Source organism: Brevibacillus borstelensis (genome assembly GCF_036700025.1).
In the GTDB taxonomy this organism is placed as follows: Bacteria; Bacillota; Bacilli; order Brevibacillales; family Brevibacillaceae; genus Brevibacillus; species Brevibacillus borstelensis.
This window is the reverse complement of the sequence record NZ_CP144922.1, coordinates 1,606,703-1,622,535: the sequence shown is the minus strand read 5'-3', so window position 1 is coordinate 1,622,535 and position 15,833 is coordinate 1,606,703. Positions and strand designations below refer to the sequence as shown.

Genomic DNA, 15,833 nt, shown 5'->3' with positions numbered 1-15,833 from the left:
CCTCCCGTCCGTTTTCCTGTTATTGTAAAACGCTTCGATGACAAACAGCAACGCCAAGGGCTGATCTTCCGCGCTGCTGGTTGACAATTCTGCCTTGCCCGTCTATTGAGCGAGCACGTAGTCCGCGAGCAGTCTCGCCCCATATCCGGTGGCACCCATGACGCGATAGCCTCCGGTGGCTTTCGCCTGTACAGGGGGAGCCATGTCGATGTGCACCCATTTCATGCCGGCGGCCACAAACCTGCGGATAAACAACGCGGCGACAATCGCTCCACCGTAGCTGATCGGACTGATGTTGGTCATGTCGGCATAGTCGCTTTTCAGCAATTCTTCGTAATCGTCTACCAACGGCATCCGCCACAGTCTGTCTCCACAGTCATTACCTGACGCGATGAGCTTGGCGGTCATCCCGGAATCTCCCCAAATACCGGCCAGCTTTAAGCCGAGCGCTTCCCCGACATTCCCCGTCAGCGTGGCAATATCGATAGCCTGCTTGGCTCCCAGCCTGTCGGCGTGAATCAGGGCATCGGCCAAAATGAGACGCCCCTCTGCATCCGTATTGGCCGTCTGCACAGAAAGACCGTTGGGGTAGCGGATCACATCCGATGGCAAGAAGGCTCCGCCGTCCGGCACGTTTTCTGCGATCGGCAGAAGCACCAGCAGATTGGCCCTTGCCTTTACGGAAGTGAGGATGTCCAGCGCGCCCGCGACAGCAGCCGCTCCGCCCATATCCATGCGGGCGTCGCTGATATCCCGCCCGGCCTTGACATTCATGCCGCCCATGTCAAAGGTGACTCCTTTTCCGATCAGCGCGGTCAGCGGCAGGGACGGGTCGGTGCAGTATCGGATTTCCACCATAGCCGGCGGATGGACGCTGCCTTTGCCAACCGTGATCAGGCCAACCATCTGCAAACGCTCCAACGCCTCCCCGCGATGAACCGTTACGTCCACGTCTCGTGCGGCGAAATGGTTCTGCAGCCGCTCGACAAAGGAGACCGGCGTCAGTTGATTGGGCGGTTCATTCACGAGATCGCGGGCAAAGCATGTACCCTTTGCACGGATACGGGCCCATTCGATCGCCTGCTCCGCCTTTTCTGCACCCGGACAAGCGATATGCAGCATAGAGACACTCCGTTCTTGCGCCTTTGACAAATACCGGTCAAACACATATGTACCGAGAAGCCAGCCCTCTGTCCAGGCTGTGACTGCGCTATGACGGTCCAGTCCGGCAGCAAACAGCGGCTCCAGCGAATCAAACGTCACACATGCTTCTGTAACCCTTTCCTTCTCCGCGGCCCGACCCGCATTGCCCGCCGCATCGCGCAATGCCTCCAGGTCAAAACGCGCCCGCTCCCCTAGTCCGATAATGAGCTCATGCCCTTCTTCTCCGCGGCCAAAAAACCAGGTGACAGCTCCCTTCGCTTTCATGTGCGGGCGCAGCGCATACGGCAGGTGCTCTGTTGGCGAGTCTTGGAAAAGCAGGCGGATCGTGACTTCCATCTCCCGCTGCTGTCCAACCGAAATGTCCATCCTCTTCCATCCCTTTCTTCTTGCCTGGTCATGCAAGCGGCATGCAGACAGCTTGCGGCGTTATTCAGGCAACAGGTTCACGTATCATGCTGCCCTCATCGTCTTATCGTTTTTCCAACTGAAACACCGTGCGCTTTTCGCCAACGACCAAATGGTTGTCATTTTTAATCTCGCTTGGCACCAGCGCACGCAGGCGTTCAATGGTGTCCTTGTTCTCGTAGTTGATCTGCTCCAAAATCGAGGCGATTACCAGCGGCCACACCAGTTCAGAGCCATCCAGAACCTTCAGGGCAAAGCTGATGCGTTCTTTTTTCAGGCCAAAGCCGTATACCCCCATCGCGCCCCCTTTGGCAATGATGTTGGGATCGGTCAGCAGCGCTGTGCAAACGAAATTGTGGCTCGCGATGATGTCGGGATTGGCTGACATCCATCCGGTAATTTTCACGACTGCCTCTCTCGTTTCTGCGTCCGCGATCAGATCGGGACAAGCGAGCTTCAAATACGCTTTGGCGATGTTCACGAGCGGCACGGCAAAAACAGGGAAGCCGCACCCGTCAACGCCGAGGCCAATCTTGTCCTTTGGATACTCAGCCAGATAAGCAAACGCTTCCAAAGCGCTTTGTTGGGCAGGATGGCTGACATCGTAATAGCTGTCTGTCGGATAGCCCATCTCTTTGGAAAGGGCGAGAAAGCCCAGGTGTTTGCCGGAGCAGTTGTGGAAAAGACGGCGCTTCGGCACGCCTTCGCGCAGGCAGGCGAACTTCGGTTCTTCGTTGAGCGGATAGGTCGGGCAGGTCAGCAATTCTTCTTCCGAAATGCCGGTTTTTTTCAGGATCGACTCCAATCCTTCCATATGATACGTCTCGCCGCGATGGGAAGCGGCAAAAAGGGCGGCTTCACGGCTGGTCAGCCCGAATTTCTCGTCGATTTTCTGTTTGGCGACCGGGATGGCCTGGAACGGCTTTGCCGCCGAGCGGAGAAACGTCATATGCTCTTCGCTGCCCGCGGACAAGATGACTTTTCCTGATTCGTCTACGCCGCAGATGACGCCAAAGTGGATATTCTCCAGCACTCCACCGCGGTATTCTTCCACCAATGTGCTGTAATTCATTTCTAATCACCAACTCTGTCTTAATGGTATGTGTGGAAAGGAAGGACCAACAGTACAGAATTAATCCACTGATGGTATTAAATAATGGGTTAACCTGAAAAACTAGTGGAGGCAATGTGGGAAGATGGAATAGAAAACGTCAAAGAACCATATTTCCTCATTTAATTTCTCCAACCATGTTATTAATTTGATAGTAACAGTCGGGTATAGCATCGTCAACTTTCTTTTTTCAACTTTCGAAATTGAAGGTCTTGGGAGAAAAGGCTGGCTTTGATGAAGGAGATTGAAACAGGGAGAAAAATGCTCAGGGTACGGTGCTCTGGGGATTGACTGTCCGGATCTAAAAGAAAGTCCGTCCTATGCTCACATGCACAAGACGGACTTTTGCTTTCTATAATTGCTTTACCGCTGCTTGCAGCAGGGAAGCCGCATGCTTGTTGTACTGCTGGATCAATGTGTTCAGATGGCGGTCCAGTTCGACACTCGGCAGCGGGACGGGGAGCTGTTCGAATGCCCTGCCGTTTACGATGATCCGCGTGCTCAGCATGCTTCGCTGGGATTCATCGAGGGCTGAAAGGGCCAGAGGCTTTGCTTTGTAGCTGCCTTTTCCGGCCTGGGCTTTGAGCAGCTCTTGGAAAAACAACTGGTGATAATCCGCATAGATGTCTCCCTGGTAATGGCCGCCCCGCTCACGCACAAGCCCGCGTTTGGTCGCCCAATCTACCAACTGCTGCTGGGTCAGCGACTTGCCGCTCGTTCCCTGGACGACATTATGCATCAGTGCGTAAAAGTCGGTTCCCGCAAAATCCGTACGGGCGGGATCTGGCTGCAGAATTCCTTTTCCGGTCAGGAAAGCCAGCACTTCCCGCTTCCCGGAACCGGTCGGAAAGTCGAAATACAAGGCCAGATTGGCAAAGAAGTTCGCCTCTCCGCTGAGTTCGCGATCCCACTTGTACGGCTTGCCGAAATCGACCAGCTTCAGCGGATCGCTCTGAAGCAGCTGCTGGTAGGCAGGAAATGGCTGGGCGGTTACGTTTTGATACGTGACTGTCGGCCGTTTGGTCAAAAGAGCGGTGCGAAACAGCTCGGCGCCGTTCGCGTCCAGATAGCCAAACTTGTCCTTGGTCGTAAAGACAAATGGTGCCGGAAGCTGTTCCACGCCAAGCATCGGAAACACCTGATCCATCGGCTTGATCGATTCATACGCCGGAGGAGCGGCTGTCCGCCAGTCTTTGCTTAGCACGCCGAGAAGTCCCGTTTTCTTGTCCCGATACGTGACGAGTTTCGCACCGCTGTACGTGGACAAAACCTCAAGCCGGCCGTAGCTTCCACTCGTCATCTGCTTCAAATCGGCCGAGTAGACGTCCCATCCGCCCGATTTCTGGACAAACAGTCCGGACTGCGATTCTTCCAGCCGATAGTTTTGCACTTGCTCCAGCCTGGCTGCAATCTGTCCGCTCGCCAATACCTCAAGATCAAAGCTGCCATCAGCCCTTTGCAGCGCGATCAGTTGCCGATCCCCCCATGGCTGAATCGAAACGCTGCGATACACAAAATCTGTCAGCGCTTCTATTGCCCCGCCCGCTACGCGGATGAACGCTTGCTGCTGTGTCCCTTTTTTCATCCCGGCTGCATACATGCTTTCTCCCGACGGAAAGAGCGTTACTGTCGTCCCTTCCTGTGGAGAATGGGTTGCCGGAAGCTTGACATCCGCTGTCAGCAGTGTCCCCTCCGCCGTGTACAGGTCGGCTTCTCCGGCACTGAAGGCCACGACGAGTTTTCCGCCTGCAGCCACATTGGCCCCCTGGTAAGCGTGACTGCTGATCGGCTTGCCGCTAGCTGTGTCCACGAGAAAGACTCCTTCTCCAGGCTTATAAATAAAGGAAAGGGCATCCGTCAGCCGCTGCGGTTTGGGCTCAGCCGTGTCTTGCGAAGTGCCGTCTGGCCGGTATTCGCGCGTCGATCCGTCCGGTCCCTGGACCAGCACGCGCCCGAATTTTGAGTCATAGCGGACGATTGTGCCCGACTGCGGCGGGACGAGAAGCCCTTTTTGCTGCGAATAGAGTCCGGTCTTGCTCCCGTCCGTAACACTGACGAGGTCGTATCCCCCGAGCGTCGTCACCGCATCAAACCAGGCATCCGGCTCTTTTACCGGTTTTCCCCACGCTGCGCGCAGGATGCCCTTTTTGCCATCGGAGCGAACCAAGAGCCACATCGCCGGTACCCCTTCCAGGCGCGGATACTCAAACGGCACTACCGTTTCACCGCTGATCCGTTTCACTCCGTAACGGGAGGTTGTCGGGTCCTGCCCCAAAACGTAGCCGTCATGCAAATATTTGGCCCCTTTCTTCAATGAAAAGGAGGTACCGGATGAAATGGAGTGGTACGTCTCCAGATCGCCCTGCAGCACTACATAACCGTCTGCCATGTCATGCTCGACTCTGACCTCGGCGTACTGCGGCTCGGCAAGCATCCGGCCATCCTTCCACAAGCCGCTTCCTTTTTGGTTTTGCACGCGAAAAAAACCACTGCTGCCCATCATTTGGACGCTTGTGTATTGCGGCTGCAGGACGTACTTCCCGTTTACATCGACAAGACCGTATTTGCCGCCGACGATCACTTTGAAATAGGGCATTCGATTCCCGTCGCTCGGAGCCAAGGTCGCCTTGGGCAGGGAAAACATCGGCTTAACCGTTACTGGATCATAGACCGTAAGCTGTTTCGCCGTCGTGGTGACCAGGTACCGTGTCGTCTCTTCCTCGCCGTTCTTTCCCGGCTTGGCCAAATCGGCAAACTCGATTTTTCCCGCGAACGGAGCAATCAGGGTCCGGCCGGATGGATCGAGCAGCATCGAGGTCTGGCCCTGCATCAAAATAACGCTCGGATAGGCCTGAGACAAAAAGAAGGTATGTGCTCCCGCGTACTTGCTTTTCGAGACGCTTTTTTTGGCTAGATCGATGTATTGAAACCATCCGCCATTGCGAACCACTGCAATCTGCTTTTGTTCAGGAATCTCCACATCGTCCCAGATTGGCGGAGTCAGCTCCTTTCCGGTACGGGCATCGAGGATTCCCTTCTTCCCGTTTTTCACTACGGTGTAATAGAAGCCGACTTTGGAAAACTCGTCATAGACGGCCTTGGTGACCAGCGCTTGTCCGTTTGTAAATCCGATTTTATAGTCGGTGATGTAAGGCTGAATGGAAGCGAAGCTGGCTGCTTGCCCCGGAACAGCCCATGCATTCCAGCTAAGTGCAGCAGCCGCGCAAAGTGCAACAATGCGTTTTTTCACATCTGTTTTCCTCCTGACGTGTCAGCAAAATGTTGGTCTATCTTTGACGCTGGCGGAGGAAAAATGTTGCACGTGCGGAAGGAATGTTTGTTGCTTCACCGTTACCCCCGCCTTTACTCTGCCTTGTGCAAAAAGTGTCGTACCAAAAGAAAAAGAGCCCTTCATCTGCACGACTCGGACCCTCTTTCATTTGTCTATTTATTCACAGCGAGACTTACCCATTCTCACCAAAATGCTTGTCGTACCATTTGATCAGCGCCTGGGTGCCGTTGTCTTCCAAACCTTGTTCCGCGAGCTCTTGGTACAGCGAGAGGGACAGCTCCAAGCCGGGCGTCGCAAGCCCCATCTCTTTTGCCGCTTCCAGCGCAATCGAAATATCTTTGATGATATGCTTGATATAAAATCCGGGGGCAAAGTTGCCTGCGATCATGCGTGGAGCCAGATTGCTCAAAGACCAGCTTCCTGCCGCTCCCGCCTCGATGCTCTTCAATACGTTTACCGGATCGAGCCCTGCTTTTTTGGCGTACGCGATGGCCTCGCAGACCCCGATCATATTGGAAGCGATCGCGATCTGGTTGGACATCTTCGTGTGCTGACCGGCTCCGGGGCCCCCTTGCAGGATGACGTTGGTTCCCATCAGTTTGAAAATCGGTTCCATCGCCGCAAACGCTTCCGAGTCACCGCCTACCATGATCGTGAGGCGGGCCTCTCTGGCCCCCACGTCTCCGCCGGATACAGGCGCATCCAGGGAATGCAGAGAGCGTTTTTTGGCTTCTTCATAGATTTTTTGCGCCAGAGACGGCTTGGAGGTGGTCATATCGATCAGGTAGCTGCCCGGCTTTGCATGGGCGACAATTCCTTTTTCTCCGAGATAGACTTCCTCTACGTCTTTGGGGTATCCTACCATCGTGATAATGACATCCGCTTCGGCAGCCAGCTCCGAAATCTGATCCTTCCATACGGCTCCCTGCGCCAACAGCTCCTCCGCTTTTTGCTTGGTGCGGTTGTACACGAGCACCTCATACCCTGCTTTCATGAGATGGGCGGCCATGCTTTTGCCCATCACCCCGATACCCACAAACCCGATCATCTTTCCTGCCGTATGTGCTGTCATTTCGTTTCTCCTCTCTCTACTGCGGTGTTCCAAATTTTTAACTTCTCTTTACTTTCCGGAATTTCCTTCTATCCTTTTCTTCAGCCATCTTATGCTGGCTACGGAGCAGAAAAGCCGGTGCATTGAGTCCACGGCCCTCCATCTAAAGGTTCGATTTTCATTTCAAAGCTTCCATCTTCCGAGCTTCCGGCTGATGGTCGATTGATCGACTCCTAACGCCTCTGCCATTTTGGTCGTCGTGCCGTACTTCTCTTTCGCCATCCCCAGAAGCTGTCTTTCCAGGAGCTCTACAGCCGATTTCAACGGAAGAATATCTGTTACGCTTACCTTTGTCGCAGAAGGCTGGACGTAGTGAAGCATCTCCGGCAGATGATGCGCTTCGATCACATCCTGATCAGTGATGACGATCAGACGCTCCACGATGTTCTGAAGCTCCCGCACATTGCCTGGCCAACGGTATAGATGCAGGCAATCCAGCACTTCCTGCGAGAAGGTTTTCTCTTTTTTGTACTTCTTGGTAAAGCGGTCCCGAAAAAAGATGACCAGTGGAAGGATATCGTCGGTACGCTCCCGCAAAGGGGGAATATGGACCGGAACGACATTCAGGCGGTAGTACAAATCCTCGCGAAAGCGCCCCTGCCGCGTTTCTTCCTGCAAATTGCGATTGGTGGCGGCGATGATGCGGACGTCGATCTTGATCGGCTTGGTGCCGCCGATACGAACCAGCTCATGCTCCTGGAGCACGCGGAGCAGCTTTACCTGGAGCGAAAGGGGCAGCTCGCCGATCTCGTCGAGAAACAGCGTCCCCTCGTTGGCCAGTTCAAACAAGCCGGGCTTTCCTTCTTTTGTCGCTCCGGTAAACGCGCCCTTTTCATAGCCAAACAGCTCCGATTCCAGCAAATGCTCCGGGATCGCCGAACAGTTGAGCTTGATGTACGGCTTGTCCCGCCGCTGGCTGTTTTGATGAATATAAGAGGCGACCACTTCCTTGCCTACTCCCGATTCGCCCAGAATCAGCACGGTGGAGTCCACCTCGGCCATTTTTCCGGCAAGCGTTATTACCTGTTTCATCGCTTCGCTCTTGTAGATCAGTCCCGCTTCCTTTGCGGTCATTTCACTCAGCTTGCGCAATTCCTGCTTGTAGCCCTCAAGCAGCTCCCGGGCGTCCTCCAACTCGGCCTGCAGCCGCCTTTCCTCGGAGATGTCCCGGCAAAAGTTGACGACGCGGATGATGTTTCCCTGCTCGTCCTTGATCGGCGTACCGACGACCATCAGCCGGCCGCCAAGTCCTGTCGTCTGCACGACCTGCACCTTTTCCTTCCTCTCCAGCACCAATCGGGTAATAGACGGTCGAAATACGCCTGTCCGCTCCAGCTCATAAATGCTTTTCCCGACCAAATCTTCCGGTTTGTACCCGTAAATTCTTTCGGCAGATGGACTTACGCGCTGCGTGATTCCTTGACCGTCCGAGATGTAAAACATATCGTAGCTGGTGTTGAACACGGTTTCCAGCTCGAGTGAATAGTACGCCTGCTTTTCCTTATACACCTGATAAAAATGGCGATACAGGTCAATTGTTTTCATCCATCCCTGAATCGTGCCGGCTGAATCGACAAATACCCAGATCTCGTGCACGTTCCACTCGGCTTCACGCGCTTCAATCTCCTCGGCCTGAGACGATCCGACAGAAACGACCCGACCCGGATTCGTTTTCCAAACGGCTCCCGATACAGTAGCGCCATCTTCTGCGAGAATAAACAGCACATCTTCCTGCATGCCTCGGACAGCATCTCTCCATGCGGACTGCGGGCTTGCGGCAAAAGAGGTATTCCATGCTTGCTGCAGCGTCACGCTTCCCCTCCTCTCCGGGATCGAGAAACAGCGCAGGAATACAAAATACCTCCCCCAACGATCACACTTCGGACCGTTGCGGGAGGAGGCACATCGCTTCTGTCCCACCATTATACAGAATAGAATAAATTTTTACAATTTTCATTCCTGCCTTATTGATCTTTGGAAATGCCCAGGTATGCGACCGCAAGTCCCATGTAAAAGCGGATCGCCTCCATGTATTTGTCTACCTCTATCCATTCGTCCGGCTGATGGGCCATCGTCGGTTCTCCGGGGCCGTAAATCAGGATCGGAATGTCCAGACGGGGTCCGTAGACAGATGCATCGGTGTAGTAATTGACGCCTCTGACAGTCGACTCCCGGCCCAAATACTGCTTGGCTGTATCCAATGAAAGCTTGATAAACGCATCCTCCGCAGCGGTTGTCACTGCCGGCAGATCGTTCACCGCACGGATGGCGAAACGGGCATTGGCCGGTTCGCATACCTGTTCCAAGAGCAAGTTGAGTCCATCGATGATCTCCGGATGGCTTTGTCCAGGAACGGTGCGGATATCCAGCATCATGGTGCACTGATCTGGCACGACATTTGTTTTTACGCCTCCCTGGATCACTCCGATATTCATCGTCGGTCCGCCCAGCAGCGGATGAGGCTGATAGCTGAAACGATAGCTGTTTAGCTTATGGATGAATCTCGCCATGGCCATGATCGCATTGACCCCCTGATCAGGCATGGAGCCGTGAGCTGTCTTGCCGTACGTCGCTACTTCCAGCCAAAGCGCTCCCTTGTGCGCGATGAACGGTTGATTGTTGCTCGGCTCGGAGATCACCATCGCTGTCGCATCATCGATCTGCCCCCGACTTGCAACTGCCTTTGCCCCGAGGCAGTCGACCTCTTCTCCCACTGTCCCCGCAAAGCGCAAGGTTCCTCCGAGCCGAATTCCGGCACGATGCAAATACTCCATCGCAAGCACCATGGCCGCGACGCCGCCCTTCATGTCCGTGCTGCCTCGTCCGTACAGTCTGTTTCCAACCCGCACTCCCCCGAACGGCTCATGCTCCCACTCGATACTCCCGGTCGGAACCGTATCGAGGTGACCGCTGAGGACGAGCACCTTTTTTTGACAGGGATGCATCCGCTTTATTCAAGACAGCCAGCAGATTGGCCCGCTGCGGTTCAACTTCATCCAGCTCTGCCTGTATGCCGGCGGCTGTCAGCCTGCGCCTGATCGCTTCGGCTACAGCCGTTTCGTTCCCCGGCGGATTTACACTGTTGATCGCAATCAATTGCTGCAAGAAAGCGACGGCATCCGCTTCGTCGATCAAGGAAAATGCCTGTTCCAACCCGCTCCCGCTTACGGTGTTCTCTCTTTCATTCCCTCTTTCCATTGCTTCCCATCCTCTCCGGTCTTTTTCTCTCTGGGCCTTGCAAGCCGCTCCTGTCGCCTCAAACCGCTATTACTGCCAAATCTACTATTCCAGTTCATTTGTTTCTTCCATATGGCTTGTTCTATGGCTTGTTCTGTAAAACTGCCTGCTTCCGCAAGCCGCCTGTACACTCAAACCGCCTGCTCCGCTTCTTTCCTCACTCCGGTCTCTGCCGCTTTCACCTTGGATTCTTTCAGGATCATAGCGCATACAGCAGCGACAGCGGCCGTCAGCGAAAAGAAGAGGAATACCCGGCTGAAATCCTGCGACCCGTCAGCCTGAACAACCACCAGATAGCCGGCGACAAGCGGCGAGACGAATGAGCCCATTTGTCCGATGCCGTTGGCAAGGCCGGTCGCTCCGCCGACCACCTCGGTCGGGTAGCGTTTTTGGATGTAGGCATAGATCGTGCCAAAGTTCAGGTTGACGAAAAAGCCAGCCAGCAGCAGCATCAGCAAAAGCAAGCCGGTCTGTCCCTTTTCTACGCTCCCCAGAAGGTACAGGACCGGAATGCAGCCGATGTAGGCGATCAGCGCGACAGGCTTCATCCGATGCATGACCTTGTCCATCAGCCAGCCCCCCAGCATCATCGCAAAAAAGGCGACGATATAAGGGGCCGAAGCAAAGAAGCCCATCTCTTTCAGATTCAGGCCATGCTGTTGAACAAGGAAGGTCGTGAGCCAGGTAGTCGTGCCCCAATAAACGGCGCATTGGCAAAACAACAAGACTGTGTAAACATAGAAATATCCATCCTGGAGAAAAATCCGGTTGCTTTTTTTATCCGCCTTTTTCTCAGCGGAAGCTTGCTCTTCCACGGAACTGGCTGAATTTGCATCCATGATATGGGCGTACTCCTCCTGGCTGAGTCTCCCCTTTTCCAGCATCTCCTTTGGCGTGTTGGTGATAAAGTACCACAAGGCCCATATGCCGATCAGACCGGGTATCGCAAGCAGATAAAAGACAGGGCGCCAGGAGCCGTCAAAAAAGTAGAACGAGATGCTTGTGATCAAAACCGGTACGATAGCGGGAGCGACAGCCCAGGAGGTGGCAAAAAAGGAGACGGAACGCCCGCGCTCCGCAATCGGAAACCAGTTGTTGATCGTCCGGCACGCCGGGGCAAAATGATGCCCTTCTCCCAGTCCAAGTCCGATCCGCAATGCCAGAAACTGACCAAAAGACTTCACGGCGCCAGTCAGTGCGGTCACAAGCGTGAAGACGATGATGGCGATATTCATGATTCTTTTCGGACCGAATTTGTCCGCCAAAAATCCTGCGGTCACCTGTGCCAGCGAATACGCAAAGAAAAAGACGGATGCGAGCTGCCCCAGCTCAACAGGTGTGAGATTCAAGTCCTTTTGAATGAAGGGCAAAAAGGTAAGTACCGCAAGCCGGTCAAAGTAGTTGATAATGTACAGCAGCCATAGCACGACCAAGACGATATGCCGGTATCCCCAGGCTTTTTTTACGATAGCGTTCATACACCTCTTCCTTTCAAAGTTATTTGATGAGGCATGCCGTACCCTGCAGCCGCTCTCATGAACGACCTCCCGCCCCCTTTCCCGATGACTTGTAAGCGCTATCAAAAATCATTTCATGCGAAGCTCATAACGCAAGGAGTGTGCCAACGATAGGCTCGGGGCAGCGTTTCGCCGGAAATGGATAAGAATATTCAGACTTCTGCTGTTTCAATATGCCAAGGCGGTCTTGCTTTTTATGTAAAAACGCATAATCCGAACGCGTCACCTCTTTTCAAGCGACGAACAAAAAGCGCATCACAACAGGATGCACTTGCGTTTATGCACATTTGCATATGAGTTTTGTATGTTTGCATAGCTTTTTCAAACTAGAAGCGGGCATAACTGTCCCGTCTCTTTGCACAACTATCCCGTCACTTTTTGTTTTCACACCTGATTGCATCACGGGCATAAAAAAAGCTGCCGAGACTCTCTCGACAGCCTGGGGCCACCAAATTGGCCCATTTTCCATTCGATTGTCAGTGCAGAGGAGATGTGGGGGTACCGAGATGCCGCACCATTTGCCGACATATTTCCTCCGCCTGGTCATGGATATAAAAATGATCTCCCTCAAACCAAGCAGCAGAATACTCCCTCGATGTAAATCGGCTCCATTCTTCGATTTGCCCCGCATCAATAAGCAGGTCCTGTTTTCCGTTGAAGATCATGAAAGGACAATCGAGAGGTGCATCCCATTTGAATTGGTAGGTCTCTACTAGCTTATAATCGGAGCGGATAATCGGCAAAAACAGTTCAAGCCATTCGCGGTTTTCCATTAATTCTGGCGGAGTCCCCCCCAATTTTAGGATCTCTTGCACCAGCTCTTGCTCAGACAAAACATGTCGTAAAAAATTGCTCTTCACATGCGGGGGATTTCTGCCGGATAAAAATAATGCAGCAGGCAAGGGGTGGTCTTGTTTCGCCAGCTCTCTGGCCAACTCCAGTGCGAGTAGATTTCCCATGCTGTGCCCGAAAATGGCGTATGAAGTGGATAATTCATGTGATGTGATATCTTCCAGTAAAACTGGGATCATATTCTGCACGGAATCAATAAGGGGCTCCTTATAGCGTTTTCCTCGGCCTGGCAGCTCCATGGGAATGAGTTCGACTTCCGCAGGCAGGTGTTTTTTCCAGCTCAAATATACAGATGCACTTCCCCCTGCGTAAGGAAGCATAAATAGTTTTCCCTTTCTCATCATCATCTCCAACTCGCTTCCACCTGTTCCTTCACGGTAACCACGATGTTGTCTACCGCTTCTTGTAAACGATACTCGGTCTGCGCATATGTACCGCCGGAAGCTATTACATACCCCAAGCGATGGTACGCATTTTGCGGTATATACACGCGATCTCCCGCTCTTGCGGAAATCGTCACATTCCGTATGCCTGGCATGCTGCGGACCTCCTCAACCCCTTCTACTTTTTGCAACGTACCTTCTTTGCCAGATAGCAGGAAACCGCTGCACAGCTTTACATCGTTTGAACCGCTGTCATCGGTAGGTTTTACTACACACGGCAGACCGATCGCCTTCACCGTTTCAGGGATTTCCTTGGCTGTACGAATAATCGCAAATCGCGGCTGAGTCACATTGGCTTTTGCCAATCGCAACCGGGTTTGCGCCTTGTTGCGACAAACAAACATGGCTTCCGGCGGATTGCCGGGCAAACCGTACTCTTCTGCTAGCGTCGCAACCGTGACGAGGTAAAATTCGCTTGTCGTCATAATCCCGGCTATCTGGTCTGCGGGAAGCTCTTTTTTAATCGTGGTTCGCAATGCGTCCAAGGAATTGGTGTCACATACGAGAACCCTGCATCCCGTTTCCGCCAGACCCGCATACCTCTCCGGCTTGCTTGTTAAAAAAACGGGGGAAAAGCCCCGCTCTTGCGCCTTTTTCAGAGCAATCATGCCCGTACCTGTCGTATTTGACTCAACGAAGAGCAGGAGCTTTTTCACGTCTGTTCCCCCTTTTGACCGCTGCGTACGACCAGGAGGTCACCACGCTCTGATACGATACCTTGACCGGTTGAGAAAGCGGTACGGATGAGTTGATGTCCTTATCCCGACGATATTGTTCATCGTAAATGGTTTGAAAGTAACGGTCTCCCCGATCGGGGAATATCCCCACGATGTTTGTTTCCGGCGATACTTGGCTGCTCAGCCAGCGGGCCACCGCATATACGGAACCAGAGCTGTTTCCGGCAAAGACCTTTTCGTGTTTGGCCAGCTCCAGCGTCGCAGTGAAGGCCTGCTCGTCGCTGAGCCAGTGAACTTCGTCAACCAGTTCGTGATTAACATTGGGCGCCACCAGACTGTTGCCCAATCCGCTCTGCAGCCGCTTCGGATTATCCGGCTGACCGAAAATGACGCTGCCGACGGAATCGACGGCCACTACCCGCAGTTCCGGATTGTACTTGAGCAGCTCTTGGGCAGTTCCGCACAAGGAACCGCCGCTGCCAACGGAGGCGACGAGAATGTCCACTCTGCCAATGTCATCAAGCAATTCCTTCGCCAATGCCGCGTACGCCAGCGGATTGTTGGGATTTTCGTACTGGCGGGGCCAAAAGGCTCCCGGATATTGTTCCAACAGGTCATGCAGCCGTTCCAGGCGGGCACTTTGCCAACCCCGGCCGGTCATCTTTTCCACAACATGAATCTGGCATCCGAGCGATTCCAGTTTTCGAAGGGTGATCAAATCGATTCGCGGATCGGTCACGATATGAACGGGGTGTCCCAGATACGTTCCTACGAGAGCGACACCCAAGGCCATTGTTCCGGAGGAGCTTTCAATAATCGGAGCCCCGTCAGGCAGAATTCCGTCCCGTTTTGCCTCCAAAATAATCTTTTTTGCCACCCGGTCCTTCATCCCGAACAGGTTCATCATTTCCAGCTTTGCGTATACCGGGCCTATCGCATTTTCGTCCAGGCGAAGTTTCACTAACGGCGTTTGTCCGATAGCATCAATAATCGTTGAACGCAGCATGATTGTCCCATCCTTCCTTATAAGACCACGACTGATAAATCACCACTTCGCCGGCCACTTTCTCCAGAAGTGCGCCGGCCGCTGTCAATTGCTCCTGATAGCGGCTGCTCTCAGGTGACAGCAGAAGTCCGAGGCAGGTACCACTATGCGCTACACAAACGCCAAGCGCATCGATTTCTTCGCAGATGCTCAGCATGGCATCAAGCGTCCTCTTGGGCCGAAGTTTCTGGTTAAGAAGCGCACTTTCTGTCGATACTTTCCCCACGGAAGCCAGATCATTTTGCCGAATGGCGATGGTGATGGTATCCAGAAGGCTTTGATACTTCTGTCTTTCTGCTGCTGTAAACGGTTTTGGCAGCTTGTTAAACTCAACGGTATCCACTTCGCCCCCCTCGTCAATGCTGACGATGGTAAGCGGCGAAAGCTCACCGATTGACTCGCGAAGCTGTACCCTCCGGTGGTAAAAGGAAACCACTCCCGGATACATCACACCGTCGGTAGGTTCGATCTGCCGAATGAGCATTTCGAGGAGTGTCACAGGCAGATGGAGGGAATAGCAGTCGGTTATCGCCCTGGCCGTCGCCACCAGATCAGCAGAAGAGCTGGCCAATCCTTTGCCGACGGGAATGTTGCCGGAGATTTTTAATGTGGCTCCCTTTGGCAATGAAAAATGGTCCAGAATAATCTCTGCCAGTCTGCGTGATTTCTGCTTGTGTGACGGATAAACAGATACGGTGTCGCTTTCCGGCTCGGGAACAAACAATGCATGGGCATAACGATTGATCGGAAAGGTAACGAGAAAATCTGAATTGTCTTCCTCCAAAACGCCCTGCAATAACTCGCCGAACGTACCATATGAACTGCCTCTCCCTAACATCTTGGGTTCCAGTGAATGTTTGACTGGATTGCTTTGCGTGTAAAAACTCATATGGACGATTTACCCCCCCACCGAAATTAGCAAGGCTTCTACCTGTTTATACCTGGACTGTATTCGTAATTTTCGTTCCAACCATCCGAT

At 53.4% G+C, this 15,833-nt stretch carries 12 protein-coding genes; all 12 read right to left on the bottom strand.

The window, feature by feature from the left end; translation table 11 throughout:
• Nucleotides 1-102: 102 nt before the first annotated feature.
• Nucleotides 103-1,530, bottom strand: coding sequence for a leucyl aminopeptidase family protein (locus V5G20_RS07420; RefSeq protein WP_227277886.1), 1,428 nt, complete (start codon nucleotides 1,528-1,530; stop codon nucleotides 103-105).
• Nucleotides 1,531-1,633: 103 nt separating this feature from the next.
• Entirely contained in the window at nucleotides 1,634-2,641 is a 1,008-nt protein-coding gene (locus tag V5G20_RS07415; RefSeq protein ID WP_003389540.1) for an asparaginase, read from the bottom strand.
• Between the two features lie 391 nt (nucleotides 2,642-3,032).
• Nucleotides 3,033-5,930 (bottom strand): WG repeat-containing protein, encoded by a 2,898-nt coding sequence (locus V5G20_RS07410; protein ID WP_338463313.1) that lies wholly within the window; start codon nucleotides 5,928-5,930, stop codon nucleotides 3,033-3,035.
• A 214-nt stretch (nucleotides 5,931-6,144) separates the two neighbouring features.
• Nucleotides 6,145-7,044, bottom strand: coding sequence for an NAD(P)-dependent oxidoreductase (locus V5G20_RS07405; RefSeq protein WP_003389542.1), 900 nt, complete (start codon nucleotides 7,042-7,044; stop codon nucleotides 6,145-6,147).
• A 162-nt stretch (nucleotides 7,045-7,206) separates the two neighbouring features.
• On the bottom strand, nucleotides 7,207-8,895 hold the full coding sequence (locus tag V5G20_RS07400) for a sigma-54 interaction domain-containing protein (RefSeq protein WP_338463312.1): 1,689 nt from the start codon (nucleotides 8,893-8,895) through the stop codon (nucleotides 7,207-7,209).
• Between the two features lie 152 nt (nucleotides 8,896-9,047).
• Nucleotides 9,048-10,028 (bottom strand): M20 family metallopeptidase, encoded by a 981-nt coding sequence (locus V5G20_RS07395; protein WP_338463311.1) that lies wholly within the window; start codon nucleotides 10,026-10,028, stop codon nucleotides 9,048-9,050.
• Nucleotides 9,946-10,281 carry a hypothetical protein gene (locus V5G20_RS07390; protein WP_338463310.1) on the bottom strand — a complete coding sequence of 112 codons (336 nt, stop codon included), beginning with the start codon at nucleotides 10,279-10,281 and terminating at the stop codon, nucleotides 9,946-9,948. The genes V5G20_RS07395 and V5G20_RS07390 overlap by 83 nt, the downstream gene beginning before the upstream one ends.
• A gap of 170 nt (nucleotides 10,282-10,451) precedes the next feature.
• Nucleotides 10,452-11,798 carry an MFS transporter gene (locus V5G20_RS07385; RefSeq protein ID WP_122958505.1) on the bottom strand — a complete coding sequence of 449 codons (1,347 nt, stop codon included), beginning with the start codon at nucleotides 11,796-11,798 and terminating at the stop codon, nucleotides 10,452-10,454.
• A 515-nt stretch (nucleotides 11,799-12,313) separates the two neighbouring features.
• Nucleotides 12,314-13,036: a thioesterase II family protein gene (locus V5G20_RS07380; protein ID WP_238986187.1), complete on the bottom strand. Its 723-nt coding sequence runs from the start codon at nucleotides 13,034-13,036 to the stop codon at nucleotides 12,314-12,316.
• A complete protein-coding gene (locus V5G20_RS07375) occupies nucleotides 13,033-13,788 on the bottom strand; it encodes a hypothetical protein (RefSeq protein WP_338463309.1) in 756 nt (251 codons plus the stop codon). Before V5G20_RS07375 ends, V5G20_RS07380 begins: the two co-directional genes overlap by 4 nt.
• On the bottom strand, nucleotides 13,763-14,815 hold the full coding sequence (locus V5G20_RS07370; protein WP_024983399.1) for a cysteine synthase family protein: 1,053 nt from the start codon (nucleotides 14,813-14,815) through the stop codon (nucleotides 13,763-13,765). The genes V5G20_RS07375 and V5G20_RS07370 overlap by 26 nt, the downstream gene beginning before the upstream one ends.
• Entirely contained in the window at nucleotides 14,793-15,743 is a 951-nt protein-coding gene (locus V5G20_RS07365) for a kinase (RefSeq protein WP_338463308.1), read from the bottom strand. The genes V5G20_RS07370 and V5G20_RS07365 overlap by 23 nt, the downstream gene beginning before the upstream one ends.
• Nucleotides 15,744-15,833 lie beyond the last annotated feature (90 nt).